The sequence below is a fragment of the Mycobacterium gordonae genome, from assembly GCF_001417955.2.
Taxonomy (GTDB): Bacteria; Actinomycetota; Actinomycetes; order Mycobacteriales; family Mycobacteriaceae; genus Mycobacterium; species Mycobacterium gordonae_B.
In genome coordinates this window covers 92,436-118,955 of record NZ_LKTM01000361.1, presented here as the reverse complement: position 1 = coordinate 118,955, position 26,520 = coordinate 92,436, and the positions used below count along the sequence as shown (strand labels likewise).

Sequence of the window (26,520 nt, the reverse complement as noted above, 5' to 3'; positions counted from 1 at the left end):
TTAGTGCCGGACCAGCAATACCGAACAGTCCGGATACCCGAGGATCGGATGGCAGTTCGGGATCGCCAGGCCCGGTAGTTCAGCCGCCTCGGACTCGCCGACAATCGCGAGATCAATTGCCCGACTGTGGTTCTCGTCCACCACTCGGGCGCCGGTTCCGGACGCCACGATCTGCACCGGCACGTCGGGGTAGCGGCGGACCCAGCTGTCCAGGCGGCGGTCGATCTGCCGCACGATCGCGTGCCGGCGTCGCCCTTCCTCCATCGCCAGCCGGACCACTTCGTCGTTGTCGGGGTCGTCGTTGAGGACGACGGCGATCACCCCCACCTGGGTGGGCGACCCGTCAGGGTTGGTGCGGATCACCGCTACCGGACAGTGCGCGTGGGTGACCAGCGCGGCGGCCGTCGGGCCCAGGAGCCCGTCAGCGGCCCAGCCGCGACGGGAGGTACCCACACACACCAGGGCCGCGTCCTGAGACGTGTCGATCAGGGCCTGTGCCGGGTCTCCGGAGCGGATGGCGGTCTCGATCTCGACCGGCTTTCCCTGGGCCTGCGCGGCGCTGAGTACCGCGCTCTCCGCCTGCGACAGCACCATTTCGGCGCGTTCGAGCTCCCACTCGGAAGCCTGCCCCACGTCCCCGCCGGTGATCACATACACCAGGCGAAGCGGCATCTGCCGGCTCAGCGCCTCGTCGATCGCCCACTTGGCCGCGTTGACCGCGGCTTGCGAACCGTTGACACCCACCACCACCGACTTCGCGTCCAGCTGGTTCATGTCGGCTCCTGACTTTCGCTCACCATCAATCTATGGCGCGATCAGCCGTTTCCGCAGGGGTCGTTTGGCCTGAGTTTGCACTGCCCTTCGTCCCCGACGGGCCGTCGCCCACCTCCACCGGCTCGCCGGTCAACTCGAAAAGCCGTTCCACGTCCGAGCGCTCGCATACCGCGGTTCCGGGCGTCAGCAGCATCGCCGCGCCGGCGGCGATCCCCAGGCGCACCGACTTGGCCAACGGCCACCCGCGGGTCAGACCGACGGCGATCGCCGCCACCATCGCGTCACCGGCACCCACGCCGCTGCCGGCCTCCATGGGCACCGCCGCAAAGCGCTGGCAGGTCTGCCGGGTGGCCAGCATCGCACCCGATGACCCCAACGACACCACGACAACCTCCGCGCGTCCGCTGTCCACGAGTTCACGCGCGGCGACGATCTGTTCCGGCTCGGTGGCCAATTCGCGCCCCACGCATTCGCGTAACTCCCGCACACTCGCCTTGAGCAGGTAGATCCCGGACGAGACACCCCGCAGTCCACCACCGGAGGTGTCCAGGACGAGCCGGGCGCCCACGTCGCGCGCGACGTCGGCCACCCGCTGATAGAAGTCGGCGGGAACGCCGGGCGGCAGGCTCCCGCTGGCCACCACGAAGTCGGCGGACCGCGCTGCCATCCGCAGCTCCTGCAGGCACCTGGCCTGTTCGGCCGGGGTCAGCACCGGTCCGGGCAGGACGAACCGGAACTGCCGTCCGGTGCTGGTCTCGTTGACGGTGAAACTCTCCCGGGTGGCCCCGGCGATCGGGATCTCACCGAAGGGAACCCCCGCATCGCTGAGCAACCTGGTCAGCATTCCGCCGTGGGAGCCTCCCGCGGGCAACACCGCGAAGGCCGACCCGCCGAGCACGTGGGCGATCCGCGCCACGTTCACGCCGCCCCCACCCGGGTCGTAACGCGTTGCGCTGCAACGTAACTTGCTGGTGGGTTGCACCACCTCCACGCTGGTGGTGATGTCGAGCGCGGGATTCATCGTCAACGTGACGATCCGCGGTAGCCCCGGTGCGAAACCGGCGTGCATTGTGAACTCCGCTCGTCGGACTTTGGTGGGACTAGAGACCGCTGGGATAGGTCTCCGGCGTCTCGCCGGCAATCCACACGCTCGTCGTCTCGAGTGGCTCCAGCGCACGGGTGGTGTCGATGTGAATCATGGCATCGAACTGGTCGTCGGGCCGGACGTGGAAGTAGTGGCTCTGCCGCTCGGTGGCGGGCTGGTAGATCACGCCGATGGCGCGGCCGAGGCGAACGGCCGACATCGGCTCGGCTGCCTTCTGGTTGATCCGCGAGGACACCAGGAAGGCGTCCTTGCCGGTCTGGTGGAACAGGTCCTCGACGCTGCCGGGAAGCGCCGGCCGGACCACCTTGCGTTCGGCGATTCCGCCCCACTCGCTGGCGGCCGTGACCGTACCCGTGTAGGTGCTCAGCCCGATCAGGCGTGCCTCGCCGTGATACCGCTGCCGTGCCAGTTGCCCCAGCGTGAGCTGGCCGTCGGCCCACACCTCGGTGGCGGTGGCGTCACCGACATGGGAGTTGTGCGCCCACACCACGATTCGCGCGGGGTGACCATCGCCGTGCCGGTCCAGGTGGTTGAGCAGGGCTTCCAAAGTCTGCGCCATGTGCTTGTCCCGCAGGTTCCACGAGGAGACCCGGCCGCTGAACATCGAGCGGTAGTAGACCTCGGCGTCGCGGACCGTCTGCGCGTTCTGCTGGGCGTAGAACAGTTCGTCCTCCGCGAGCAGGCCGTCGGCGCGCAGATAGTCGAGCGCATTGCGCTGCAACTCGACCAACTGCTCGATCGCCTGGCGCTCACATTTGGGTCCCGCACCGAACGCCGCCTTATAACCGTATGCCTGTCCATCGTCGCCCGCGGGGTGGTCGAAGCACGCGTACCGGACCCGGGCCCGCGCCGCCGCCGCGGAATCCACCGTGTCGAGGTAGCTGATCACCTCGTGCATCGACCGGTGCAGGGAGTACAGATCAAGCCCGTAGAACCCGGCCTGCCGCGGCGCGCGCTGGTTGTATGCGCGCAGCCAGTCGGCGAAGTCACGACAGACCGTGTTGCGCCACATCCATGCCGGGAAGCGCTCGAACCCGCTCAGCGCCGCCTCGGCCGTCGTGTCCTTGCCCAGGCCGCGGACGTAACGGTTCAGCCGGTAGGCGTCAGGCCAGTCGGCTTCGGCCGCAACGGCGCAGAAGCCCTTCTCCTCGATCAGCCACTTGGTGATCTCCGCACGCGCCTCGTAGAACTCGTGGGTGCCGTGCGAACTCTCACCGATCAGGACGACGCGCGCGTCGCCGATGACCTGCTCGAGGATCTCGCGCGGCGGAATGCCCTGCGGCGCATCGACCGCCACGTCGGCGATCATCTCGGCCGCTGTCGGTGCGGCGGGCTTGATCAACGCAAGCCCCGTGGTGGGCTTGGCCAGCAGCTCGCGCACCTCTTCGTCGCTGACCTGACGGAAGTCCCAGAACGACTCCCCCACAGCGAGAAACGGTGTCGGCATCGAGGCGCAGACCACCTCGTCGACCAGATCCTCGAATTCCCGGCAGGTCGATTCCGGGGCGGCGGGCACGGCGATCACGATGTGCGCCGGCTCGGCGTCGCGCAGAGCCTGTACGGCGGCGAACATGCTTGCGCCGGTGGCCAATCCGTCGTCGACGAGAATCACCGTCCGGCCGGTCACCTGCACCGGTGGGCGGCCCCCGCGGTAGGCGGCCTCGCGCCGGACCAGCTCGCGGCCCTCCCGCTCGACGATGTCGCGCAACTGCGCGGACGTGACGCGCAACCCGCGCAACACATCGTCGTTCACCACCACCCGGCCACCGCTGGCCAGCGCGCCGACGGCGAACTCTTCATGGCCGGGCGCGCCGAGCTTGCGGACGATGAAGGCGTCCAGCGGGGCGCGCAGCGCCGCCGCCACCTCCCAGGCCACCGGCAATCCCCCGCGGGCCAGGCCGAGGACGATCACGTTCGGGTTGTCGCGGTAGGCGCTCAGCAGGTTCGCCAGCACCTGGCCGGCTTCGCGGCGGTCGCGAAACACCCGCCGTGGTGCGGGCCGGCCGGCTTCGGCTGCACTTGTCATGACGCCCTCCTAGATTTCACATTGCCCCCAATAGCAATGCCTCATTCGACCAATCCCCGGGCGCGGTCGGTAGGGACCGAAGTCCCGGCATGAGGTTGACATAGGCCATTTACTGAGCCGCTTTCCGCGTCAGTCGACGACCTCGAGCACCTCATCCAGCGGACGCCGCGGGGTCGCCGCCGGGATCGGACCCGACGGTGAGATGCCGACCCGGATCAGAACCTGGGGGACGGCCGCGCGTCCGCCGGTGAGCTCGCGAAGGATGTCACGACCGGGCTGCAGTTCCGTGGCGTGCGTGATCGGGCACGTCGCCAGGCCCGCCACAGTGCATTCCAGCAGCACCGAGGAGAGGGCTTCGCCACAGTTGAGCGCGTCCGCGCGGGTGTTGTCAGCCGTCGACAACAGCACGATCTTCGCCTGATCGTGTCTGCTGGCGTGCTCGCTGTCGGCGCCGGTGGGGAACTCCCGGTTCACACCGACGCCGCGCGCCTCGGCACCCGTCACCAGAGCGGCCGGCGGTATACCGTCATATTCTCTGGAAGGCGCTGTCCACCAACTCAATTCGTTCTGGTAGCTGTCGTCGTAGCGGCGCAGGGCCTCGCTGAGCCGGGTGGCCTCGGCCAGCCGGGGGCGCGCGTCGTCGCTCAGCACCTCAAGCCCCACCAGGTCCTGGTCCACACAGTTGCGCAGCAGCGGCTGCAGTGACGGCCAGTCGTTGGGCGCGCGGAACGGGCGCCGGTCGGTGCGACGGACCGTGATCGCCTCGGCGCGGTCGCGGCGGGCCCGGCCCACGTATGCCATCGGCGTGAAGTCGGCCGAAACCAGGTGATCGAGATTGTTCGGGTTCGGGAAGCGGTCGACGTGGGTGTCCCAGCCGACGGCGGCCATCGCCACCCGAAGATGGTCGAGGACGGCGCCACAGCTGAGGACGGCCTCCCGGCCGGAGGCGTCGGTCGAGGTCACCATGCGGGACGGGTCGACGAACAGGTCGACGGTCGCGCCCCTGACCACCCACCGCCACGGCTGGGTGTTGTGCAGTGAAGGAGCGTGGCACGCCAACTCCACTGCGTTCGTGATCACCGCAGTTTCGACCAGCGTTCGCGTCATCGCACCCACCTTTCCGCTCTGAGTACGACGTCTTGCATTCACGACCGTGCGCCATGCAGACACTCCGGTGCCAGGGTCCTTGGTCACCATCGTCACGCCATAGGGCACGGGCAAGCGACGTCCGGCCACGGTGATCAGTGACCTTGTCCCCTATTGCGCCCGGTGTCTGCGCAAGAGGCTTTGAGGAGCCAGACCCCTGGGGATCAGGACCCGCACATGGATGTGATTCACAAGACCCCCCGCGACTACCGCGTCTCACCCAATCTCGCCGACTACGAGCAGGCCCGGGCGCACTTCCAATGGTCCGATGTGCCACGGCTGTGCGAAGGCATGGGCGAGGGTAGATGCAACATCGCCTACGCCGCCGTCGACCGGCACGCGAGCGGACCGGAGAGCACGCACACCGCACTTCGCTTTCTCACCGAGGACGGGTCGCACGAACTGACCTATGCCGAGTTGAGCGACCGGGTGACCCGATTCACCGGCGTGCTGCGCGCCCTGGGCATCGGCAAGGGCGACCGGGTCTTCGCCATCATGGGCCGCATCCCCGAGCTGTACATCACCATGCTGGGTGCGCTGCGCAACGGCAGCGTCGTCTCACCGCTGTTCTCCGCCTTCGGGCCGGAACCGATTGCCACGCGGGTGGATATCGGACAGGCCGACGTGCTGGTCACCACCAGGGCGCTCTATCAGCGCAAGATCGCCAAGATCCACAGCCGGCTCACCTCGGTGCGACACGTCATCGTGGTCGACGACGGCACGCACGGCGAGCCGCCCTCGGGAACGCTGGACTTCTGGCATTGCATGAACCTCGCCGACAAGCACGCCCCGGTCGAGCCCACCACCGCTGAAGACCCGGCGCTGCTGCACTTCACCAGCGGGACCACCGGCACCCCGAAAGGCGCCATTCACGTGCATGGCGCCGTCGCCATGCACTACGTCACGGGACTGTACGCACTCGACCTTCATCCCGACGACATCTATTGGTGCACAGCGGATCCCGGCTGGGTCACCGGTACCTCGTACGGGATCATCAGCCCGCTGCTGCACGGGGTGACCTCCATCGTCGACCAGACCGAATTCGACGCCGAACGTTGGTACCGGATCCTGCAGGACGAACAGGTGTCGGTCTGGTACACCGCGCCCACCGGCATCAGGATGCTGATCAAGGCCGGTCCAGAACTGCCCGCCCGCTTCAGCTTTCCGCATCTGCGGTTCATCGCCAGCGTCGGCGAGCCACTCAACCCCGAAGCCGTGTGGTGGGGTAAAGAGGTACTGGGCCTACCGATTCACGACAACTGGTGGCAGACCGAGACCGGCGGCATCATGATCGCCAACACCCCGGCCTTCGACATCAAGCCCGGCTCGATGGGCCGGCCGCTGCCCGGCGTCGAGGCGTGCATCGTGCGCGACAACGACACCGTTAGCGATGAAGGCAGCGTCACCGTTATCGATGAACCCGACGTCGAGGGCGAGCTTGCACTCAAACCCGGTTGGCCGTCGATGTTCCGCGGCTACCTGCACGCCGAAGAGAGATACCGAAAGTGCTTCAGCGACGGGCTTTATCTCACCGGTGACCTGGCCAAACGGGATGCCGACGGCTACTTCTGGTTCATCGGGCGCAAAGACGACGTGATCAAGTCCGCCGGGCACCTGATCGGCCCGTTCGAGGTCGAAAGCGCGCTGACCGATCACCCGGCGGTGGCCGAGGCGGCCGTCATCGGCAAGCCCGACCCAACGGTCGGCTCCGTCATCAAAGCCTTCGTCACGCTCAAGGACGGGTACGCGCCGAGCGAGGAACTCCGGTTGCAGCTGCTCGGTCATGCCCGCAAACGCCTCGGACCTGCCGTGGCGCCCAAGGAGATCGAGTTCGCCGACTCCCTGCCGCACACGAGCAGCGGCAAGATCATGCGCCGCCTGCTGAAGGCCCGTGAACTCGGGTTGCCCGAAGGGGACACGTCGACGATCGAACAACCACATAACCAACCTCAAGGAGCGTCGCTGTGACGGAAAAGGACCTGACGCACGCGCTGTTGTCAGACATGGTGCGGGTGCGCCGGATGGAAGAGAAATGCGCGGAACTGTACAGTGCGGCCAAGATTCGCGGCTTTCTGCACCTCTACGTCGGTGAGGAGGCGGTGGCCGCGGGATCCCTGCGCGCACTGACCGACGACGACGCGGTGGTGGCGACCTACCGCGAGCATGCGCACGCACTGCTGCGCGGCATCCCGATGACCCGGATCATGGCCGAGATGTTCGGCAAGCAGGAGGGCTGCTCCCGTGGTCGCGGCGGATCGATGCATCTCTTCGACGCCTCCCGGCACTTCTACGGCGGCAACGCGATCGTCGCCGGCGGACTGCCGCTGGCGGTCGGCATCGCGCTCGCCGACGCCCAGCTGAAGCGCAAGCGCGTGACCGCGTGTTACTTCGGCGACGGAGCGGTCGCCGAGGGCGCTTTCCACGAGTCGTTGAACATGGCCGTGTTGTGGAACCTGCCGGTGTTGTTCCTGTGCGAGAACAACCTTTACGCGATGGGCACCGCACTGGATCGGGCCCAGTCGCAGACCGACCTGACCGCGAAGGCGGCCGCCTACCGCGTCGATGCGCTGGCCGTTGACGGGATGGATGTCGAGGCGTGTTACGAGGCCGCCCGCAAAGGTGTCGAGCACGTGCGCAGCACCGGCGGCCCGTTCTTCATCGAGTTCCGCACCTACCGGTTCCGCCCTCACTCGATGTTCGACCCGGACTTGTACCGGACCAAGGCCGAGGTCGAGCAGTGGCGCGAGCGAGACCCCATCGATCTATTCGTGCAGCGACGGAAGGCCGACGGACTGCTGACCGACAACGACGTCCGTGACATCGAGGAGTCGGCCGCCGCGGAGATCGCCGACGCGGTTGCCTACGCCGACGCGGGAACCCGGGAAGACATAGCCGACCTGGCCCGTGACGTGCTCACCCCGGTGGCGGCGGCCCGATGAAAACCACCTACCGCACCGCCGTTCACGACGCGATCCGCGACGCCCTGCGTGACGACTCGCACGTGGTTCTGATGGGTGAGGATGTCGGGCGCTACGGCGGAACCTACGCGGCGTCCAAAGGGCTACTGGAAGAATTCGGCGAGGAGCGGGTCCGGGACACCCCGCTGTCCGAACTCGGCTTCGTCGGCATCGGTATCGGCGCCGCCCTCAACGGGTTACGGCCGATCGTCGAAGTCATGACGGTGAACTTCAGCCTGCTGGCGCTCGACCAGATCGTCAATACCGCCGCGGCGCTGCGGCATATGTCCGGCGGCCAGTTCTCGGTGCCGATCGTGGTGCGGATGGCCACCGGGGCCGGACGGCAACTCGCCGCGCAGCATTCGCACAGTCTCGAACCGTGGTACGCCCACATCCCGGGGATCAAGGTTCTGGCGCCGGCGACGGTCGAGGACGCCTACGGCATGCTCGGACCGGCGCTGGCCGACCCGGATCCGGTCATCATCTTCGAACATGTCCAGCTCTACAACACCTCCACCGATATCGACACGCTGGAGCCGACGGACATCAGTCGGGCAGCGGTACGCCGGGAAGGCGACGATGTCACGTTGATCGCGTACGGCGGATGCGTGGGCAAGGCACTGGACGCGGCCAACGAGCTGTCCCTGGCCGGAATCGACTGCGAGGTGGTGGATCTGCGGGTGCTGCGGCCGCTGGACACCGACACCATCCTGGAATCGGTCCGCAAGACTCACCGCGCCGTCGCCATCGACGAGGCGTGGCGCAGCGGCAGCCTGGCGGGCGAGATCTCCGCGGTGATCATGGAGGGCGCCTTCTACGATCTGGACGCGCCGGTGGGCCGGGTGTGTAGCGAAGAGGTCCCGATCCCGTACGCGAAACACCTTGAGGAAGCTGCACTTCCGCAGCCGCACAAGATCGTCGCCGCCGTGCACGAACTGTTCGGGGATCGATGATGATCGAGTTCAAAATGCCCGCGCTGGGCTCCGACATGGACGAAGGCACGCTCAACGAGTGGCTGGTCAAGCCGGGAGACAAGGTCACGCGCGGCCAGGTCGTCGCCGTCATCGAAACCACCAAGGCCGCGGTGGAGATCGAGTGCTGGCAGGAAGGCATCATCGACGAGTTGGTGGTCCCGGTCGGCGAAACAGTGGAAGTGGGGACGGTTCTGGCCACCCTGCTGGCGGCGGGCGAGACGGCCGCTGCGCCCGCCCCGGCGACCGCCCCGGTGACCGCTGCGGCGACCGTCCCGGCGGCCGCCGAGAAACCGGAGAAGAAGGAACCCCGCAAAAGCGCCGCGAAGGCACCGCGCAAGGCGCCGAAGCCGGCCGCGGCGGCGTCGCCGTCCGGGAGGCCGGCGCCGGCGCGACCGTCCGGGCCACAGCACCGCCGCTGGGTCTCCCCCGCCGCGCGGCGGCTGGCGGCCAACCTGAACGTCGACCTCGACGGGGTCAGTGGCACCGGCCCAGGGGGCGCGGTGACGATCGTCGACGTCGAACACGCTGCCGCCACAAGGCAACCGGTCAAGAAGCCGGCACCGAAACCCGCCGGCGAACGCATGTCGATGGCCGAGCGGGGCGCCGCGATGCGGCAGTCGATCGCGGCCGCCATGAGCAGGTCCAAGCGTGAGATACCGCACTACTACCTGGCCGACGAGATCCTGATGGACACCGCGCTGACCTGGCTCACCGCCCGAAATGCGCAGCGGCCCATCACCGAACGCGTACTGCCGGCCGTCCTGCAACTCAAGGCCGTCGCGCTGGCCGCGCAGCGCTTCAAGGAGTTCAGCGGCTTCTGGCGGGAAGACGGCTTCCAGCCCGCGCCCGCCGTGCATGTCGGTGTCGCCATCTCGTTGCGCGGCGGCGGTCTGGTGGCACCCGCCATCCACGACGTGGCCGAGAAGAAGCTCGACGAGCTGATGAACGACCTCACCGACCTGGTAGCGCGGGCGCGGGCCGGGTCCCTGCGCAGCTCCGAGATGTCCGACCCCACCATCACCGTCACCAACCTCGGCGATCAGGGCGTCGACACCGTGTTCGGGGTGATCTACCCGCCGCAGGTCGCCTTGGTCGGCTTCGGCAAGACCACGCAGAAGGTGTGCGTGATCGACGGCGGTATCCGGGTGGTCAATGCCGTACAGGGCACCCTGGCCGCCGACCACCGGGCCAGTGACGGACACCGCGGCGCCATGTTCCTGGCCGCGATCAACGAACTGCTGCAACAACCCGACGTACTGGAGAAGTGAAGAATGACAATGAACGAAGACACTCGCGGCGTGGTCCTGTCGGTCCTGACCACCATCGCCCCGGAAGTGGATGCCGACGACATCACCGATGACGACCTGCTGCGCGACCAGGTCGACCTGGACTCGATGGACTGGCTGAACTTCCTGCTAGGCATCCACAAGCGATTCAACGTCGACATACCGGAGTCCGACTACGCGTCATTGCGCACCCTGTCAGACGTGGTCGGCTACGTCGAGACTCACGCGCCGGCCTCAGCACGGTGATGCGCCGGCCGTAACCGGCGGCGCCGGGGTGTGAACTCCAGCGACAACAGCACCACCAGCGCGCTCGGTATGTGGTGCGTGCACAGCACCACATACCGACGCTCGTTGAGCGCGTGGAACTTTCGCAGGTAACGGTAGAGCGATTCCAGCCGGATCAGCGGGTCCAGAAGATGGATCAACCGGTAGGCGAGGCGCTGCGGAAGAGTAGGGTCGGCCGCGTCGAATACTTCCGGGAACGCCGCGAAGGCCAGCGAAAGACGCTGTGCATGATTGCTTTTCGCCGCCGCGATCATGTCCACGCTGAGCCGCTCGTCGATCCCGTTGGGAGCGTCCGGGCGACGGTACGGCGCATCCAGGCTGATCTCCGAGCCGGCACCGGCGCTCGCGTAGCGGTGAAAGGCGACCACCCGCCCGGCGCTGTCGCGGGCGATGGCGAGTTTGACGCCGGGGCAACGGCCCTGCAGCGCGCCGTCGAGGTTCATGCAGAACCCGCGCTCGGTGCGCACCCCGCCGTGCGAGGCGTAGAGCACCTCACTGAGTTCGGCGACCAGGCCGGCGTCCAGATCGCGTTCGTCGACGATCTCGGTGGTCACACCGCGATTGTGGGTGCGCTGCACGGCCTGACGCACATTGCGGTTCCGGCGACCGGCCAGGCTGAAGTGCCGGACGTCGACCACCACGTCGCGCCCGATCGGGACCGCCAGCATCGCCTGACCGATCAGCTCCCTGGTCCACAGACCAAGGTTTCGCTGCGCACCTGCCAACACGACGATCCGCCAGCCGCGAGACCGGCACAGGACAGCGAATTGGGTTGCCAATTGCTCGAATTGCGCGCTGTCGCCGATCGGATCACCGCTGACGACGGCGAACCCCAGCCGGGTGCGGTAAGCGATCGTCGCCGTGCCCGCGGCGTTGAAGTAGTAGCTTTTCAGCGAATGCATTGCGAAGGGCGCCAACGGATCGTTCGGTGTGGCATCGACCAGCGCCCACACCCGCTGCAGCAACTCCGGTTGCGGCTCAGCCGAAGTCGGCCACATCAGCGCCAGCCCGCTGGCACCGACCAGCACATTGCCCCAGCCGCCGAAGTCCAGGAAGTGCGCGAAGGTGCCGGCCGACAGCAGCGCGGCCGCGCCCACGGTGTGCCGCGGGGTGACCGGTCGCCCGAGGAATACCCCGCGTGCGATCAGGACGACGGCGGCCAGCAGCGCGAGCGACCAGCCGAACCGGCCCACCGCATGCCAATTCGCGCCCGGGTGTTCGTGCAGCGTCAATATTGTCAGCCAAGTCAGCACGCAGCCCAGCAGCAGCGAACTGGCCAACCGCGCCGCACGCCGGTCCGTCCGCAGGATGATGCGTTCGGACGCGAGCGCGGCGGTGGCACGACGACCGCGCTGCCTGACTTTCATTCCGTACTCCCTTACCCCTGGAGAACGCTAGCCGCCCGGGCGGTGCCGGTCGTGAGGCTTAAGTCACCAAGCTGGACGAATGTCCCGGCCGATTCAGGACTTCGGTCCCTCCCGCTGGACCGGCCGAAGTGCTCAGATGGTGGTATGGAGACGAGCGTCTCCAATCGGAGGTATTGCAATGAGCACTTCACAGTTGCAGCCACGCACGCGCGAGTTCGCCCGCGTGCTCGGCCCCTTCTTCGCCATCATCGGCATCACGACGGTGGCACGTGGATCCGAAATGCGCACGCTGCTAACCGGTTTCGAGTCCAGCCCGGTATGGTTCTGGGTGACCGGCGCCCTGGTCCTCATCTGCGGCCTGATCACCGTGGGACTGCACCCGTACTGGCGGGGCGCGGCGGCGATCATCGTGTCGGTGCTGGGCTGGGCGATGACCTTGCGCGGAATGTTGTTGCTGGCTTTCCCGAAGGCCTTCAAGGCAGCGGCCGACGCGACGATCGGCATGGACGGCATGTGGATGACGGCAAGCGTCCTGCTCGCGGTGGCCGGCCTGTACCTGACCTACGTCGGGTGGCGCCCGGTTCCGGCGGCACCGGAGCCGAAAGCCGAAGCGGCGCCACGGAATCTGCGACACGCCGCGTAAAGCGATTCACTTCTCCGGAGCGGACTCGTCCTCAGCAAGAGTGAAGTAATTCTCCTCCTCCTGGACGAAGTGCAGCCGCAGCAGGGTGTAGAGCCCGTACAGGCACGCCAACAGGTCGTCGACCTGGTCGGGCTGTATCGCCCCAGCCGCCTGCGCCTGGGCCAGGTGCGTGCCGATGCGATCGGCAAGTCGTTTGATCTCCGCGTGGGTGCGGCTCATCGTGGCGGTCGCCTCGCTGCTGCCGAGTGGGCCGGCCAGGGCCGGGTACAGCTCGGTCTCTTCGGCCTCTTCGTGCGGCAGGATCCGGTCGACAAGCAGGGTGTGCACGGCGGCCAGAGACTCCAGCGGAAGAGCGTCCGTCCCGCTCGCCAGCCGATTGGCGCTGTCGCGCAGCAGGCCGATGGTGTCCCGCAAGGCGTCGTGCTCAGCGGCGAAGCGGAGCAGCATCTGCTCGGTCTGCGGGTCCACCTGCACGTCGTTGGCCGGGTTGCCGCGCAGGGCCCGCAGCGCATTGAGAATCACCGCGACGTCGATGCCCTCCTGCAGCAGCGCACCCGCGGCCGGGGGCAGCCAGCCCAGCGCGGCGATCACCATCGCGATCAGCGACAGGCTCATGCCGACGACGGCACTCTGCACGGCTATGCGGCGGGACCAGCGGGCGATGTCCATCGCGTCGGCGAGCCGGTCCAGGCGGTCCGTGGTCAGCACGATGTCGGCGGCCTCCGAGGACGCGGTGGCTCCCCGCGCGCCCATCGCCACGCCGACGGTGGCCGCGGCCAGTGCCGGCGCGTCATTGATTCCGTCGCCGACCATCACCGTCACCGCGCGTTCGCTCTCCTCGCGAACGGCGGCGAATTTGTCCTCGGGCGTCTGGTCGGCACGAACCTCGTCCAGTCCCAGAATGTTGGCGACGTCGCGAGTGGGTTCGGCGCGGTCTCCGGTGAGCATGAGCAGCCGCTCGAGTCCGGCCTCGCGCAACCGGCGCACCGTCCGCGGCGCGTGCCTGCGCAGCGGATCCCGCAGTAACACCGCTCCCGCGGCGGCGCCGTCGACGCTGACCCACGCGATCCCGGCTCCGTCCAGCCGGGCGCGACTGATCACCGATGTGGTCCATCCGCCGGCCAGCTCGCCCGCGGGCACCTTGCCGACCATCACGCGATGCCCGTCCACCGTCGCGGTCACGCCCTGCCCCGGCTGCTCGACCATGTCGGCGGGTACTGACAGCTCCAGCTTCCTGCTCAGAGCCTCGGTGACGATGGCCTCGGCGAGCACGTGGGGAGAGAACTGATCCACCGAGGCGCTCAACCGCAGGATCTCGGCAGCGTCCCGCCCCGGTCCGGCCACCACGTCGACCACGGTCGGGCGTCCCATCGTCAGGGTGCCGGTCTTGTCCATCACCAGAGTCTTGGCGTGACCCAGGTTTTCCAGGGCTCCCCCACCCCGGATCACCACCCCGGCCCGCGAAGCCCGGGACAACCCCGAGACGATCGCCACCGGCGCGGCAAGCAGCAACGGACACGGGGTCGCCACGACCAGCACCGCGACGGCGCGCACCGCTGACCCACTGGCCAGCCACGCGGCACCGGCCACCACCAGGGTCAGGGGAAGGAACCAGACCGCGAAACGGTCGGCCAACCGGACGATGGGCGCGTTGAGCGCGCCGGCCTGCTGCGCCAGCCGCACGATTCCCGCGTAGGTGCTGTCGGCGGCGGTGGCGCGGGCCTCGAACTCGAAAGCGTTGCCGGCGTTGACCACACCACTGCGCACCGTGTCACCGGTCGCACGCTCGACCAGCTGCGGCTCACCGGTCAGCGCGGACTCGTCGAGGACCGCGACCTCGTCGGTGACCCGCCCGTCCACCGGCACCACCTCGCCGGGTCCGACCACCAGCACGTCCCCGACCGCTACCTCGGCCAGGTCGATCATGCTGATCTGCGTCCCGACCCGCCGCCGGGCGAAACGCGGCGCGCGGTCCAGCAACGCCCGCAGGTCGCGAGTCGCCCGGCGCTCGGCCGCGGAGTCCAGCGCCCGGCCGCCGGCGAACATCACCGCGATCAGCGCGCCGGCCAGATACTCGCGCACCCACAGCGTGCCGACCAGCGACAGCACCGCGATGACGTCGACGCCGACCCGGCCCCTGCGCAACGCCACCAAGACCCAGAACAGTGCCGGTCCGGTCGCGGCAATGGTGCCGGCGATCCAGCACGCGTCGGCGACAGTGTGCCAGCCCGCCAGCCAGGCGGCGCCGCCGAGCGCCAGGGCGCTGACGACGAACACGGTCAAGAGCGGCCCGAACACCAGGCGTAAGCGCGCTATCAGACTTGGCGCTGCAGTGCCATCCACCGGAATTTCCTAATGCTCACCCGTCGATTATTTACCCTTTGCGCGGCAAACCCTCTGCCGCTCACCGTGTGGACGTGGCACAGTGAACGCCGTGTCCAACAGTGGTGAATCAGCCGAGCACAACCTGCGTGAAATCGACACTCCGGTAGGCACTTTGCGTTACTACGACTCCGGCGGCACCGGACCGGTGGTGTTGTTCCTGCACGGATCGGGTCCCGGTGTCAGTGGCTGGCGCAACTTTCGTGGGGTGCTGCCGACGTTCGCCAGGCACTTCCGGTGCCTGATCCTGGAATTCCCCGGCTTCGGCGTCACCGACGACTTCGGCGGTCACCCGATGATCACCGCCCAGGGGGTCGTGGCGCCGTTCCTGGACGCACTCGGGGTGGCCCGCGTGCACATCGTCGGCAACTCGATGGGCGGCGGCGTCGGCATCAACTTCGCCATCCGTTACCCCGACCGCATCGACCGGTTGGTCACGATCGGAGGCATCGGCACCAACACCTTCAGCCCCGGTCCGAGCGAGGGCATCCGGCTGCTGCAGGAGTTCACCGAGGACCCCACCCGGCAACGGCTGGTCGACTGGCTCAAGTCGATGGTCTACGACCAGTCGCTGGTCACCGAGGAACTGATCGAGGAGCGCTGGCACCTGGCCACCGACCCCGAGACGCTGGCCTCCGCCCGTCGCATGTACGGCAAGGCCGCATACGCGGCGATGATCGCGGCGATGGGTGCGACCGACCGGCCGATGCCGTGGGCGGTCATGCACAAGGTGGCCGCCCCCACGCTGCTGACGTGGGGGCGCGACGACCGGGTGAGCCCCCTGGACATGGCGATCATCCCGATGCGCACCATCCCCAACGCGGAGCTGCATGTGTTTCCCAACTGCGGGCACTGGGCGATGATCGAGGCGAAGGCGGCGTTCGAGAGCACCGTCCTGGCGTTTCTTTCGCGCCTCTAAAGGTCCCGGACCAGCAAGGCGTGTGCCTCGGGGTTGCCGTCCAGCACGCGGCTGGTGCGGACGCTGATCCGCCACTGCCCGTCGATCCGCCGCAACGCGAAATGGTTTGCGGTAGAACGCCATACGCGGTATCCGTCGCCGTCTCGCACCAGCACCAGCGACTCGCACACCGCCACTGCGGTGTCGCCGTCCACCGTCACCACAGCCGGGCCCAGGAAGTGGCTGCACCCGTGCGCCACCATCTTCTGATGCGCCTTGGAGTCGACCATCGCGCGCACCTCGTCGCGGCTCTCCATGCGCATCAGGTCGACGTCATAGACACCGTCTTCCGCCCACAGGCGCGCGGTCGCGCCGGAGTCACCGGCGTCGACCGCCGGGCCGTAGGAGGCGATCAGCCGGGCGATGTCGCGCTCGTCCTCCAGTCGCTGGATGCGGCCGAGCAGGTCGGTGATGTCGGTCATTGTTTCTCCCCCAGCAGGGCCTGGACTCGGTGGTGCGCGCCAAGGACTATCGCGGCCCGGTCGGGTCCATTGCCCCATCGGAATGCCGCGGCGTTGTCACCGGCGACGAGCACCGGGCCGTTCGCCAGGTTCGCCAGTCCCTGACGGGCCACGTCCGCGGGCTCGGACACCGCCAGGCCGGGCACGTCGAAATTCAACCCGGCGCGCTCCATCGCCGGCGTGCGGGTGACGCCCAGGATCAACTCCAGCACGTCGACGTCGTACTCGCGGAGTTCGAGCCAGAGACTCTCGGCGAAAAGCCGGCCGAAGGCTTTGACGCCGGCGTAGGCCGACTGCTGCATCGACCCGTACGTGCTCGCCAGCGAGCCGACCAGGATGACGCCACCGCGGCGCCGATCCCGCATGAGACGTCCGAAATGCTGGACCAGCTCCAGCATCCGGGTCACGTTGAGGTCGATCACCTGTTGGATCGCCGTGAGGTCAGCGTCCAGGAACTGTTCCCGGCAGGTGTTGGCGCCGGCGTTGTAGATCAGCAGCCCCACCTCGAGGTCGGCGGTGTCGGTGGCGATACGTGAGACCGATTCGGGCTCAAGCAGATCCACGGCGATGGTGTGCACCTGAACTCCGAGGTCACGGCAGCGGCGCGCGGTCTCTTCGAGCGGTCCAGGTTTGCGCGCGATAAGCACCAGGTCGAACCCGTCATGCGCCAACTGCGCGGCGAACTCCGCGCCGACGCCCTCGGAGCCACCCACGATCACCGCCCACGGCCCGTACCGCGCCGCATCGGTCATGTCGTACCAAGTTTCTTGACGAGCTCGAACCCTTTGTAGCCGGCGGCGGCGACCTCCGCGCAGATCTGGTTGTAGGTGGCGAAGCCGCCGATGAACAACATGAAACCCCTTGGCTTCCCAGGCACGTTCGCCCCCATGTACCACGAGTCCGCTTTAGTGAACAGCGTCGCATCGGCCAGTCGCGCGCATTCGGCGCCCCAGCTGTCGACCGCTTCGGCGCCGGCTTCGATTGCGGCATAACCGCGGGCGTCCAGGTATTCGATCGCGTCGGCGATCCAATTCACCTGCGCCTCGGCGTGTAACACCATATTGGCCAGGACGGCCGGTGCCCCGGGGCCCGAGATCACGAACAGGTTGGGGAAGCCGTCGATGCCCAGGCCGAGATAACTGCGCGGCCCGTGCGCCCACCGGTCGCGCAGTCTGGCGCCGTCCCTTCCGACGATGTCGATCTTGGCCAGCGCCCCGGTGAGTGCGTCGAAACCGGTTGCGAAAACGATCATGTCGAGGTCGTAATGCTGGTCGGTGGTGTTGATACCGCTGCTGTCCACCGATTCGATCGGGGTGGCCCGCACGCTGACCAGCGTGACGTTGGGTTGGTTGAAGGTCTGAAAGTAGTTGCTGTCGGTGCATATTCGCTTGGTCCCGATCGGGTGGTCGGTCGGGATCAGCAGGTCGGCAACCGCCGGGTCGCTGATGACCGCGCGGACCTTCTCCTCATAGAACTCGCGGGCCGCTTCGTTGGCAGCAGGGTCGATGGTCTGATCGGGAAACGTCTTGGAGTACAGCACTCCGCCCAGTTGCCAACGCTTTTCGAACGCGGCACGCCGCTCTTCAGCGCTGTGCTCCATCGCCGGCTTGGCCGCGGTGATGTGCGGTGATCCCCCACCGCTGCGCCACGACAGGCGGCGGCGCTCCGGGTAGCCGCGCTTGATCTCGTCTAGTTCCTGCGCGGACAGCGGCCGGTTGCCGGCCGGGACGCTGAAATTCGGGGTGCGCTGGAAAACGGTCAGGTGCGCGGCCTGCTGGGCGATGATCGGAATCGACTGAATGCCTGAGGATCCGGTGCCGATGACGGCGACCCGCTTGCCGGTGAAGTCGACGGGGTCGTGCGGCCAGTGCGCGGTGTGGTAAATCTCGCCCGCGAACGTGTCGAGTCCGGGGAACTGCGGCGTCATGGCATCCGACAGCGGGCCGGTCGCCATCACCACGAACCGCGTCGTGAGCTGGTTTCCGCTGTGGGTGCTGATGGTCCAGTTCAGCGCGTCCTCATCGAAGCTGGCCGAGATGACTCGGGTCTGGAACTCGATGTCGCGGCGCAGGTCGAGTTTGTCGGCAACCCAATTCAGGTAGCGCAGAATCTCGGGCTGGGTCGCGTACTTCTCGGTCCAGTGCCACTCCTGCTGCAGCTCCTCGGAGAACGAGTAGCAGTAGTCGACGCTCTCGACGTCGCAACGGGCGCCGGGGTAACGGTTGTAGTACCAGGTGCCGCCAAGCTCGGGGGCGGCCTCGATCACCCGGACCCGCAGCCCCTGGGTGCGAAACTTGTGCAGTGCGTACAGACCGGCGAATCCGGCACCCACCACCACAACATCCGTCGCTTGCTCAGCACTCACAGGGACCCACGTTAAGGCGTCTCGGCCATCCGTCGATAGCAGAATCCCGGTCATCGGGCCGTAGGGGCGATTTTGGGCACCGACTGCGGTAGACCAGAAGACAGCCCCACAGAACGTTAGGACGACAGCATGAGCGAGCGGGTACTCGACCGGGTCGTGGAGATGGCGGACCAACTGCGCGAGCAGGCGCCGGAGGCGGAGCGCATCGGCCGGCTCACCGACGACACGGTCAAGATGATGAAGGCGGCCGGGTTGATCCGGTTGCTGCAAACCAAGCAGTACCAGGGGTTCGAGGTGCACCCCCGGGAGTTCGCCGAGACGACGATGGCGACGGCGGCGCTGGACCCGGCCGCTGGCTGGATCGTCGGCGTGGTGGGTGTGCACCCGTACCAGCTGGCGTATGCGGACCCGAAGGTCGCCGCCGAGATCTGGGCCGACGACGTCGACACCTGGATGGCCTCGCCCTATGCGCCGCAGGGCGTGGCCCGGCCGGTAGATGGTGGATATGTCTTCAACGGCCGCTGGCAGTTCAGCTCGGGCACCGACCACTGCGACTGGATCATCCTGGGCGCGATGCTCGGTGACGCGCAGGGCTTGCCGCTGATGCCGCCCCGGATGCTGCACATGATCCTGCCGCGCAAGGACTACGAGATCGTCGACGACTCGTGGAACGTGGTGGGGCTGCGCGGCACCGGCTCCAAGGACGTCATCGTCAAAGACGCGTTCGTGCCCGGCTACCGGACCATGGACGCGACGAAGGTGATGGACGGCACCGCCCAGCGCGAGGCCGGCATGACCGAACCGCTGTACCTGATGCCGTGGTCGACGATGTTCCCGCTGGGCATCTCGGCGGCGACTATCGGCATTACCGAGGGCGCACTGGCCGCCCACCTGGACTACCAACGCGAGCGGGTCGGGGCCACCGGGACCGCGATCAAGGACGACCCCTACGTCATGTACGCGATCGGGGAAGCCGCCGCCGACATCAACGCCGCCCGCCAGGAACTCCTCGCCAATGCCGACCGGATCTACGACATGGTCGCCGCCGGGAAAGAGGTGTCGTTCGCCGACCGCGCGGCCGGACGCCGCACCCAGGTGCGCGCGGTGTGGCGCGCGGTGTCGGCCGTTGACGAGATCTTCGCCCGGTCCGGCGGCAACGCCTCGCGGATGGACAAGCCGCTGCAGCGTTACTGGCGCGACGTGCATGTCGGTCAGATGCACGCGATCCATGTGCCGGGCTCCACCTACCATGCCGCCGCGCTGAGCTCGTTCGGCGTCGAGCCTCCGATGGGGCCGCTGCGTGCACTGATCTAGGCGGGGCAACCCCCCGCGAGCAGACGCGAAATCGCACATTTCCCAGCGGAAATGTGCGATTTTGCGTCTGCTCGGCAGGAGAGGTGAGTGACAGGGGCCACAGCGGTGTGATACAAGTAGGCATATTCCTATTAGGACTATAACGAGCGCACCGGAGGATCCATGACAGCCAGCGTCGACACCACCACCCCCAGCGCCGTCATCGACCGCATTTCTCTTGTCCTCGACGCATTCGAGGGGCCGGGGCGGCTCACGCTCGCGCAGATCGTGCGGCGGACCGGCCTGCCCCGGTCTTCGGCACACCGGATGCTCGAGCGGCTGGTGCAATTGCGTTGGCTGCGTCGCAGCGGACGCGACTACGAACTGGGCATGCGCCTGGTCGAGCTGGGATCGCTGGCCGTCCACCAGGACCGCCTGGTGCGTGCGGCCAAGCCGCTCCTGGGTGAATTGCACCGTGCCACCGGACTTGTCGTGCACCTTGCGGTGCTCGACGGCTCAGACGTGGTCTACCTGGACAAGATCGGCGACAGGGTCTGCAACGGGCTTCCCACCCGGGTCGGCGGCCGTCAGCCCGCGCACTGCACCGCGGTGGGAAAGGCCGTGCTCGCGTACCGCGACGACGCTTCCCAGGTCGATCTGGGTGTCCGCAGGACCAGGTACTCGATCTCCCATAGTTCGCAGTTGGCGGCCGAACTGGCGAAGGTGCGCGCGCACGGTGTCGCGTTCGAGCGAGAGGAGTCGCTGCTCGGGTTCGGTTGTGTCGCAGCACCTATCGGCGTTACTGGCGAAGCTGTCGCCGCGGTCTCGGTATGCGGCCCAATGAACCGCATGCGATTCGACCAACGCCTCACGGCGCCGGTACGCATGACCGCGATGGGCATCTGGCGCAACCTCGAGGGCGACTCAGTGGCGCCGACGTTGCAGCCGTTGCGTCCGCTGCGTCCCGCGCTGCAGTACGCGTGAAGCTCGACCCTCAGGTCGCGGCGCTGCTCGACACGCTGGACGCCGGTTTCCCTCCGGTGCACACGATGACGGGTGCGCAGGCGCGGGCGGTCATCCGTTCCCGACTGGTGCTGCCGGACGATCCGGAGCCGGTCGCCGCAATTATCGACGACGTGGTTCCCGGACCCGGTGGGGATATTGCGGTGCGGATCTACCGACCTGTCGGCGACGAGCTGCCCGTCCTGATCTATGCGCACGGCGGCGGGTTCGTGTTCTGTGACCTGGACAGCCACGACGGACTGTGCCGCAGCATCGCGAATCTGATTCCAGCCGTGGTGGTTTCGGTGGGTTACCGGCTGGCGCCGGAGCATCCGTGGCCGGCGGCGGCCGAGGATGTGTATGCGATTGCCAGTATGGCGGCCAACGGGATCTTTGGCGGAGACCCCGGCCGGCTGGTGGTCGGAGGTGACAGCGCGGGCGGGAACCTCGCCGCGGTGACCGCTTTGATGTCGCGTGATCGCGATGGCCCTGAGCTGACGGCACAAATGCTGATCTATCCCGTGCTCGCGGCTGACTTCGACACCGAGTCCTACCGCCTGTTCGGCCGTGGCTTTTACAACCCGAAGCCGGCCATGCGGTGGTACTGGGACCAGTACGTGCCGCGCGTCGCCGATCGGGCGCACCCTTACGTCGCACCGGTCCACGGTGATCTGCGCCGACTGCCGCCGGCCGTGTTGGTGATCGCCGGTCATGATCCGCTGCGGGATGAGGCACTTGCCTACGCTGCGGGGCTCGAATCGGCCGGAGTCCCGGTGACGCAGATTTACCTTGAGGGCGCGATACACGGCTTCATGTCCATTCCGACGCTGGATCTTGCGCGCGAAGCGCGGGAGCGGGTGTGCGCACAGCTGGCGGCGGTGGTCGGTTAGGCGGGATGATCTGCGCCGCTGTGGATTGGGCGGTCGCGCATCGTGAGCTGGGTGGCACCAGTCCGTGGAAAGTGATATCGCCGCTGATATCAACACGTTTCGGGCGTGAGCGTGCATCGAATGCTCCAACACGCCGGGCCGAGCGGGATTGTGCGCACTCTCGGCATCGCGGTTCTGCTGTGGGCGAAATACGCCGCTTCTGAGCGGGTTTGGCGCGAAAAGTTGTCAGTGCCCTTTCCTAACATCGGGGGTATGGCATCGAGTACGCGCGAGGAGATCATCGAGGCCTTCAACGCACTCGACGCCGCTGTTGATCGCCTGTGCGACTTGACATTCGACGCGCTCACCACCACAGAGTTCCTGCGCGGCATGGAGCGCCTGGAAAAGGTGCACCGCCGGATGCGCACACCCCAGCACACGTTGATCAACCACCTCAAAACCCAAGCGACCGAGGAAGAACTCGGCGGCAAACTCCCCGCAGCCTTGGCCGAGCGCCTGCGCATCACCAAAGCCGACGCCAACCGCCGCATCGCCGAAGCCGACGACCTCGGCCCGCGCCGCGCCCTCACGGGAGAGCAGCTGGCGCCGCTGCTGACCGCGACCGCGCAGGCTCAACGCCGGGGCCTGATCGGCGACGCCCACATCAAGGTGATCCGCGACTTCATCGCCCACCTGCCCAGCACGGTGGATGTAGGGACCTGGGAGGCCGCCGAAAAAGACCTGGCCGGCAAAGCCTGTGACTTCCGCCCCGACCAAGTCGCCAAATACGCCCACGAACTCATGGCGCTGCTGCACCCCGACGGCGACTACACCGAAGAAGAACGCGCCCGCACACGCGGCCTCACCCTGGGCCCCCAGCAATACGACGGCATGTCCCGGCTCAGCGGCCTGATCACCCCCGAACTACGGGCACTGCTCGAAGCCGCCTGGGCCAAACTCGCCGCCCCCGGCGCCGGCATCCCCGACGGAGACACCGACACCCGCAGCCAACCCCAACGCAACCACGACGCCATCATCACCGCCATCCGCGAACTCTTCGCCTCCGGCGAGTTGGGCACCCACAACGGCCTACCGGTCTCCATCATCGTCACCACCACCCTCAAGGACCTCGAAGCCGGGGCCGGGCGCGCCCGCACCGGCGGCGGCACCCGCATCCCGCTGCCCACCCTGATCGGCTGGGCCGCCACCTCGCATCACTATCTCGCGGTCTTCGACGGCGCCAAACCGCTGGCCCTGTTCCACGCCAAGCGGTTTGCCAACCTCGCCCAGCGACTGATGCTGCTGGCCAAAGACGGCGGCTGCACCCGCCCGGGCTGCGACGTCCCCGGCTACCACGCCCAGGTGCACCATGCCAGCGGCTGGACAAACACCCACGTCACCGACATCCACGACCTCACCCTGGCCTGCGGCATCGATAACCGCCTCGCCGAAAAAGGCTGGACCACCCGCAAAAACGCCAACAGCGACACCGAATGGCTCCCGCCCGCCCATCTGGATCACGGCCAACCGCGAATAAACACGTTCCACCATCCGGAGAAACTGTTCGCCCCCGATGACGACGAACCCGATTGACGTCGCCACCCATGGACGCGGACTTCACCCGCGCGACCACCCGCTGGCGCGGACTCCCTACAGTGGCCTGCATGAGCAATCCTCTGGAAATCAGCGGTGCCGGACCGATCCAGACATGGAAGATCAACCTGCCGAGCGTCGGAAACGCGATCACCGGTAAGGACGTCATCGCGGCGTTCGAAGACGCGGTCGACCACGCCAACGCCGACACCGCAATCCGCGCCGTCATCCTGACCGGCGAGGGCAAGATCTTCTCGGCCGGCGGCAACGTCAAAGAGATGGCCGACCAGTCCGGCATGTTCGGCCTGAGCGCACTCGACCAGCGCTACGCCTACATCGACGGCATCCAGCGGATCCCGCGCGCACTGTCACGACTCGAAGTCCCGTTGATCGCTGCCGTCAACGGCGCCGCCATCGGCGCCGGATGCGACCTGGCCATGATGTGTGATATCCGAATCGCCTCAGAGCGTGCGTCTTTCGCCGAAAGCTTCGTGCAACTCGGGCTCATCCCCGGCGACGGCGGCACCTGGTTTCTGCAGCGGATCATCGGCTACCAGCGCGCCGCCGAGATGACCCTCACCGGCGACCGGGTCGACGCCGCAACGGCTCTCGAGTGGGGTCTGGTCAGCCGCGTGGTGCCGCACGACGAGCTTCTCGCCGCCGCACAGGAACTCGCCGAACGCATCGCCAAGAACCCGTCACACGCCCTGCGGATGGCCAAGCGGCTGCTGCAGGAATCGCGCACCGGCTCGCTGGAGTCGACCTTGGGGATGGCCGCGGCCATGCAGCCGCTGGCCCACCGGGACCCGGAGCACGAACAGCGCATCGCAAAGTGGCGGACGACCTGATGGCCGCGCCCCGACTGGTCCCACCCGCCGGAATCGAAGACGAGGCGACCGGCGCGCTCCGCGACGAGGTCCGCACGTTCGTCGCCGAACAACTCGCCGCCGGCACGTTCACACCGTCCGTCGACGCCTGGCTGTCGCGGTGGGACGAGAAGTTCACCGCGGCGCTGGCGGCGCAAGGTTGGCTGGGCATGACCGTGCCGGTCGAGTACGGCGGACACGGCCGGTCCTTCCTGGAGCGCTTCGTCGTCACCGAGGAACTGCTGGCCGCCGGTGCGCCGGTGGCCGCGCACTGGATCGCCGACCGCCAGATCGTGCCGTCGTTGCTCAAGTACGGCACCGAGACTCAGAAGCAACACTTCCTCCCACGAATTGTGCGCGGCGAATGCTTCTTCGCGATCGGCATGAGCGAACCGGACTCCGGCTCCGACCTGGCCAGCGTGCGCACCCGGGCCGAGCGCGTCGACGGTGGCTGGTCACTGTCCGGCACCAAGGTCTGGACCTCCGGCGCCCACCTCGCGCACGCCTTCATCGCGCTGGCCCGCACGGCTCCGGTGGACGCGCAGCACCGGCACGCCGGCCTGAGCCAGTTCCTCGTCGACCTGCACGGACCCGGCATCCAGATCCGGCCGATCATCTCGATGAACGGCGCGCACCACTTCAACGAGGTGATCTTCGACGGGGCGTTCGTGCCCGACGACATGGTGTTCGGCGAGATCGGCGACGGCTGGCGACAGGTGACGTCGGAACTCGCGTTCGAACGCAGCGGCCCCGAGCGGTTCCTGTCCACCTTCGTCCTGCTGGCTGCCTGCGCCGACCGGATGGCGGCCAACGCCATCCCCCGCGACCCCAACCTGGGCCGACTGGTCGCACGCGTCGCCGGCCTGCATCACATGTCCACCGCGGTGGCCGGGGCACTGGAACGGCACGAAGCCGCGGATGTCCCCGCCGCGGTGGTCAAGGTTCTGGGCACCACCACCGAGGGCGACATCGCCGAGTTCGCGGACATGCAGGACTCCCCCGACACGATCTTTGCCGAGCTGGTTCGCACTGCCCTCGATCAGCGGCCGGGCTTCACCCTGCGGGGCGGCACCAACGAGGTACTGCGCGGAGTCATGGCGCGTGGATTGGGCATGCGATGAACTCCGGACCGGCCGTGGATGCCGACCTCGTCGAGATGATGGACGCCGTCTTCGCGGAGCACCGCGAGAAGCAATCCCCCGGGGCCGATCTTTGGCAGCAGCTCGGTGAGCTCGGGTTGGTGCGGCTCACCGGTGCCGAAGAGCAGGGCGGCAGCGGCGCCGGGTGGTTCGAGGCCGCGGAGCTGCTCGCCGCCGCCGCCCGGCACGGGGTACGAATCCCGTTGGCCGAGCACGATTTATTGGCCTGCTGGCTGCTGGAAGCCGCCGGGGAACCGGTCGACGATGCGGTGCGTACGGTGTGCATGCTCGACAAGCAGGGACACGCGACCGACGTGCCCTGGGCATCCGCGGCCGAGCGCGTAGTACTGGTCTGGCGGGCCGAGGGCGGATTCCGTGTCGCCGACGTCGCGGCCGGAGACGTCACAATCACCCCGGGTGCCAACATGATCGACGAGCCGCGCGACGCGGTGAGCGCCGACCTCGCCGCCCTGCAAGGCACACCAGTCACCCTGGCCCTGATCAACCAGCTGAGGCTGAAGTCAGGATTGGTGCGATCGATCCAGGTGTGCGCCGCGCTGGACCGGATACTGCAGTTGTGCATCGAGCATGTGAGCTCCCGCATCCAGTTCGGCCGCCCACTGGCCAAATTCCAGGCGGTGCAGAACTTGATCTCCGATGTCGCCGCCGAGGCCGCCCTCGCGCGGGCGGCCACCGAAGCGGCACTCACCCTCGGAGTCACCAGCCAATGGTCGGCTGACGACCTGGAATTCCTTGTCGCCGTTGCTCGTTCCTGCGCCGGACACGCGACGTCGGTGGTGGTGCGGAATGCCCATCAAGTGCACGGCGCGATCGGCACCACCCGTGAGCATCGGCTGCACGAGTTCACCCGTGCCGCGCTGGCCTGGCGTTCGGAGTTCGGTTCCCTGCGGTACTGGGACGAGAAGGTGACGGACTCGGCCCTGTATGCCAGTGCTGGCGGACTATGGGGTCTGATCACCGGTTAGGGACGTGATATCGCATGCGCTATCACTTTTTAACCGGCATCAT

The 26,520-nt window shown here is 67.6% G+C and carries 23 protein-coding genes; 14 read left to right on the top strand and 9 right to left on the bottom strand.

Annotation, left to right across the window (positions count from 1 at the left end; translation table 11 throughout):
- The 4 genes from AO501_RS29165 to AO501_RS29150 all read right to left on the bottom strand — a co-directional run bounded on the left by AO501_RS29165 (position 1) and on the right by AO501_RS29150 (position 5,012).
- A complete protein-coding gene (locus tag AO501_RS29165) occupies positions 1-774 on the bottom strand; it encodes a universal stress protein (RefSeq protein WP_055581037.1) in 774 nt (257 codons plus the stop codon).
- Between the two features lie 25 nt (positions 775-799).
- The gene (locus tag AO501_RS29160; protein WP_055581036.1) at positions 800-1,843 is read right to left on the bottom strand and encodes a 1-phosphofructokinase family hexose kinase; all 1,044 of its coding nucleotides are present in this window, start codon (positions 1,841-1,843) and stop codon (positions 800-802) included.
- Positions 1,844-1,874: 31 nt separating this feature from the next.
- Entirely contained in the window at positions 1,875-3,905 is a 2,031-nt protein-coding gene (locus tag AO501_RS29155) for an erythromycin esterase family protein (protein ID WP_082658910.1), read from the bottom strand.
- A 129-nt stretch (positions 3,906-4,034) separates the two neighbouring features.
- Complete coding sequence (locus AO501_RS29150; RefSeq protein ID WP_055581035.1) at positions 4,035-5,012, bottom strand: Acg family FMN-binding oxidoreductase; 978 nt, start codon at positions 5,010-5,012, stop codon at positions 4,035-4,037.
- Between the two features lie 216 nt (positions 5,013-5,228).
- Here AO501_RS29150 and acsA point away from each other — a divergent pair, with 216 nt between their 5' ends.
- Genes acsA through AO501_RS29125 form a run of 5 tightly spaced genes read left to right on the top strand, consistent with a single transcriptional unit; the run spans position 5,229 to position 10,514 of the window.
- Positions 5,229-7,019, top strand: coding sequence for an acetate--CoA ligase (gene acsA / locus AO501_RS29145; protein ID WP_055581034.1), 1,791 nt, complete (start codon positions 5,229-5,231; stop codon positions 7,017-7,019).
- Positions 7,016-7,990 (top strand): pyruvate dehydrogenase (acetyl-transferring) E1 component subunit alpha, encoded by a 975-nt coding sequence (gene pdhA / locus AO501_RS29140; protein WP_082658909.1) that lies wholly within the window; start codon positions 7,016-7,018, stop codon positions 7,988-7,990. The genes acsA and pdhA overlap by 4 nt, the downstream gene beginning before the upstream one ends.
- The gene (locus AO501_RS29135; RefSeq protein WP_055581033.1) at positions 7,987-8,961 is read left to right on the top strand and encodes an alpha-ketoacid dehydrogenase subunit beta; all 975 of its coding nucleotides are present in this window, start codon (positions 7,987-7,989) and stop codon (positions 8,959-8,961) included. The genes pdhA and AO501_RS29135 overlap by 4 nt, the downstream gene beginning before the upstream one ends.
- Positions 8,961-10,250 carry a dihydrolipoamide acetyltransferase family protein gene (locus AO501_RS29130; protein WP_055581032.1) on the top strand — a complete coding sequence of 430 codons (1,290 nt, stop codon included), beginning with the start codon at positions 8,961-8,963 and terminating at the stop codon, positions 10,248-10,250. The genes AO501_RS29135 and AO501_RS29130 overlap by 1 nt, the downstream gene beginning before the upstream one ends.
- A gap of 3 nt (positions 10,251-10,253) precedes the next feature.
- Complete coding sequence (locus AO501_RS29125; protein WP_055581031.1) at positions 10,254-10,514, top strand: phosphopantetheine-binding protein; 261 nt, start codon at positions 10,254-10,256, stop codon at positions 10,512-10,514.
- On the opposite strand, the gene AO501_RS29120 is transcribed toward AO501_RS29125, so the two are convergent.
- Complete coding sequence (locus AO501_RS29120; protein WP_156452840.1) at positions 10,490-11,920, bottom strand: bifunctional lysylphosphatidylglycerol flippase/synthetase MprF; 1,431 nt, start codon at positions 11,918-11,920, stop codon at positions 10,490-10,492. The genes AO501_RS29125 and AO501_RS29120 overlap by 25 nt on opposite strands.
- Positions 11,921-12,098: 178 nt before the next feature.
- Between AO501_RS29120 and AO501_RS29115 the strand changes: the two genes are divergently transcribed.
- Complete coding sequence (locus AO501_RS29115) at positions 12,099-12,563, top strand: hypothetical protein (RefSeq protein ID WP_055581030.1); 465 nt, start codon at positions 12,099-12,101, stop codon at positions 12,561-12,563.
- Between the two features lie 6 nt (positions 12,564-12,569).
- Here AO501_RS29115 and AO501_RS29110 read toward each other — a convergent pair whose 3' ends face one another.
- A complete protein-coding gene (locus tag AO501_RS29110; RefSeq protein ID WP_371934951.1) occupies positions 12,570-14,906 on the bottom strand; it encodes a heavy metal translocating P-type ATPase in 2,337 nt (778 codons plus the stop codon).
- A gap of 91 nt (positions 14,907-14,997) precedes the next feature.
- Here AO501_RS29110 and AO501_RS29105 point away from each other — a divergent pair, with 91 nt between their 5' ends.
- Positions 14,998-15,864, top strand: a complete 867-nt coding sequence (locus tag AO501_RS29105; protein ID WP_055581098.1) for an alpha/beta fold hydrolase — start codon at positions 14,998-15,000, stop codon at positions 15,862-15,864.
- Here the strand turns inward: AO501_RS29105 and AO501_RS29100 are convergent.
- From AO501_RS29100 to AO501_RS29090, 3 genes are read right to left on the bottom strand one after another with little or no spacing between them, the layout of a single operon-like run.
- Positions 15,861-16,325 carry a nuclear transport factor 2 family protein gene (locus AO501_RS29100; RefSeq protein WP_055581029.1) on the bottom strand — a complete coding sequence of 155 codons (465 nt, stop codon included), beginning with the start codon at positions 16,323-16,325 and terminating at the stop codon, positions 15,861-15,863. The two genes, AO501_RS29105 and AO501_RS29100, sit on opposite strands and share 4 nt — an antisense overlap.
- Entirely contained in the window at positions 16,322-17,116 is a 795-nt protein-coding gene (locus tag AO501_RS29095; RefSeq protein ID WP_055581028.1) for an SDR family NAD(P)-dependent oxidoreductase, read from the bottom strand. The genes AO501_RS29100 and AO501_RS29095 overlap by 4 nt, the downstream gene beginning before the upstream one ends.
- Positions 17,113-18,702, bottom strand: a complete 1,590-nt coding sequence (locus AO501_RS29090; RefSeq protein ID WP_231752654.1) for a flavin-containing monooxygenase — start codon at positions 18,700-18,702, stop codon at positions 17,113-17,115. Before AO501_RS29090 ends, AO501_RS29095 begins: the two co-directional genes overlap by 4 nt.
- Positions 18,703-18,858: 156 nt before the next feature.
- Between AO501_RS29090 and AO501_RS29085 the strand changes: the two genes are divergently transcribed.
- The 7 genes from AO501_RS29085 to AO501_RS29055 all read left to right on the top strand — a co-directional run bounded on the left by AO501_RS29085 (position 18,859) and on the right by AO501_RS29055 (position 26,477).
- Positions 18,859-20,043, top strand: coding sequence for an acyl-CoA dehydrogenase family protein (locus AO501_RS29085; protein ID WP_055581026.1), 1,185 nt, complete (start codon positions 18,859-18,861; stop codon positions 20,041-20,043).
- 162 nt (positions 20,044-20,205) lie between these two features.
- Entirely contained in the window at positions 20,206-21,006 is an 801-nt protein-coding gene (locus AO501_RS29080) for an IclR family transcriptional regulator (protein ID WP_055581025.1), read from the top strand.
- Positions 21,003-21,914: an alpha/beta hydrolase gene (locus tag AO501_RS29075; RefSeq protein ID WP_055581024.1), complete on the top strand. Its 912-nt coding sequence runs from the start codon at positions 21,003-21,005 to the stop codon at positions 21,912-21,914. Before AO501_RS29080 ends, AO501_RS29075 begins: the two co-directional genes overlap by 4 nt.
- A 252-nt stretch (positions 21,915-22,166) precedes the next feature.
- A complete protein-coding gene (locus AO501_RS29070) occupies positions 22,167-23,486 on the top strand; it encodes an HNH endonuclease signature motif containing protein (RefSeq protein WP_055581097.1) in 1,320 nt (439 codons plus the stop codon).
- 71 nt (positions 23,487-23,557) lie between these two features.
- On the top strand, positions 23,558-24,334 hold the full coding sequence (locus tag AO501_RS29065; protein ID WP_055581096.1) for a crotonase/enoyl-CoA hydratase family protein: 777 nt from the start codon (positions 23,558-23,560) through the stop codon (positions 24,332-24,334).
- The gene (locus AO501_RS29060; protein WP_055581095.1) at positions 24,334-25,473 is read left to right on the top strand and encodes an acyl-CoA dehydrogenase family protein; all 1,140 of its coding nucleotides are present in this window, start codon (positions 24,334-24,336) and stop codon (positions 25,471-25,473) included. Before AO501_RS29065 ends, AO501_RS29060 begins: the two co-directional genes overlap by 1 nt.
- Positions 25,470-26,477 carry an acyl-CoA dehydrogenase family protein gene (locus tag AO501_RS29055; protein ID WP_055581023.1) on the top strand — a complete coding sequence of 336 codons (1,008 nt, stop codon included), beginning with the start codon at positions 25,470-25,472 and terminating at the stop codon, positions 26,475-26,477. Before AO501_RS29060 ends, AO501_RS29055 begins: the two co-directional genes overlap by 4 nt.
- Positions 26,478-26,520: the final 43 nt, after the last annotated feature.

What these genes read in the sequence shown, in the direction of transcription:
- AO501_RS29165 (WP_055581037.1), bottom strand. Translation starts at nt 774, where the DNA reads ATGAACCAGCTGGACGCGAAGTCGGTGGTGGTGGGTGTCAACGGTTCG.
- AO501_RS29160 (WP_055581036.1), bottom strand. Translation starts at nt 1,843, where the DNA reads ATGCACGCCGGTTTCGCACCGGGGCTACCGCGGATCGTCACGTTGACG.
- AO501_RS29155 (WP_082658910.1), bottom strand. Translation starts at nt 3,905, where the DNA reads ATGACAAGTGCAGCCGAAGCCGGCCGGCCCGCACCACGGCGGGTGTTT.
- AO501_RS29150 (WP_055581035.1), bottom strand. Translation starts at nt 5,012, where the DNA reads ATGACGCGAACGCTGGTCGAAACTGCGGTGATCACGAACGCAGTGGAG.
- acsA (WP_055581034.1), top strand. Translation starts at nt 5,229, where the DNA reads ATGGATGTGATTCACAAGACCCCCCGCGACTACCGCGTCTCACCCAAT.
- AO501_RS29135 (WP_055581033.1), top strand. Translation starts at nt 7,987, where the DNA reads ATGAAAACCACCTACCGCACCGCCGTTCACGACGCGATCCGCGACGCC.
- AO501_RS29130 (WP_055581032.1), top strand. Translation starts at nt 8,961, where the DNA reads ATGATCGAGTTCAAAATGCCCGCGCTGGGCTCCGACATGGACGAAGGC.
- AO501_RS29125 (WP_055581031.1), top strand. Translation starts at nt 10,254, where the DNA reads ATGACAATGAACGAAGACACTCGCGGCGTGGTCCTGTCGGTCCTGACC.
- AO501_RS29120 (WP_156452840.1), bottom strand. Translation starts at nt 11,920, where the DNA reads ATGAAAGTCAGGCAGCGCGGTCGTCGTGCCACCGCCGCGCTCGCGTCC.
- AO501_RS29115 (WP_055581030.1), top strand. Translation starts at nt 12,099, where the DNA reads ATGAGCACTTCACAGTTGCAGCCACGCACGCGCGAGTTCGCCCGCGTG.
- AO501_RS29100 (WP_055581029.1), bottom strand. Translation starts at nt 16,325, where the DNA reads ATGACCGACATCACCGACCTGCTCGGCCGCATCCAGCGACTGGAGGAC.
- AO501_RS29095 (WP_055581028.1), bottom strand. Translation starts at nt 17,116, where the DNA reads ATGACCGATGCGGCGCGGTACGGGCCGTGGGCGGTGATCGTGGGTGGC.
- AO501_RS29085 (WP_055581026.1), top strand. Translation starts at nt 18,859, where the DNA reads ATGAGCGAGCGGGTACTCGACCGGGTCGTGGAGATGGCGGACCAACTG.
- AO501_RS29080 (WP_055581025.1), top strand. Translation starts at nt 20,206, where the DNA reads ATGACAGCCAGCGTCGACACCACCACCCCCAGCGCCGTCATCGACCGC.
- AO501_RS29070 (WP_055581097.1), top strand. Translation starts at nt 22,167, where the DNA reads ATGGCATCGAGTACGCGCGAGGAGATCATCGAGGCCTTCAACGCACTC.
- AO501_RS29065 (WP_055581096.1), top strand. Translation starts at nt 23,558, where the DNA reads ATGAGCAATCCTCTGGAAATCAGCGGTGCCGGACCGATCCAGACATGG.
- AO501_RS29060 (WP_055581095.1), top strand. Translation starts at nt 24,334, where the DNA reads ATGGCCGCGCCCCGACTGGTCCCACCCGCCGGAATCGAAGACGAGGCG.
- AO501_RS29055 (WP_055581023.1), top strand. Translation starts at nt 25,470, where the DNA reads ATGAACTCCGGACCGGCCGTGGATGCCGACCTCGTCGAGATGATGGAC.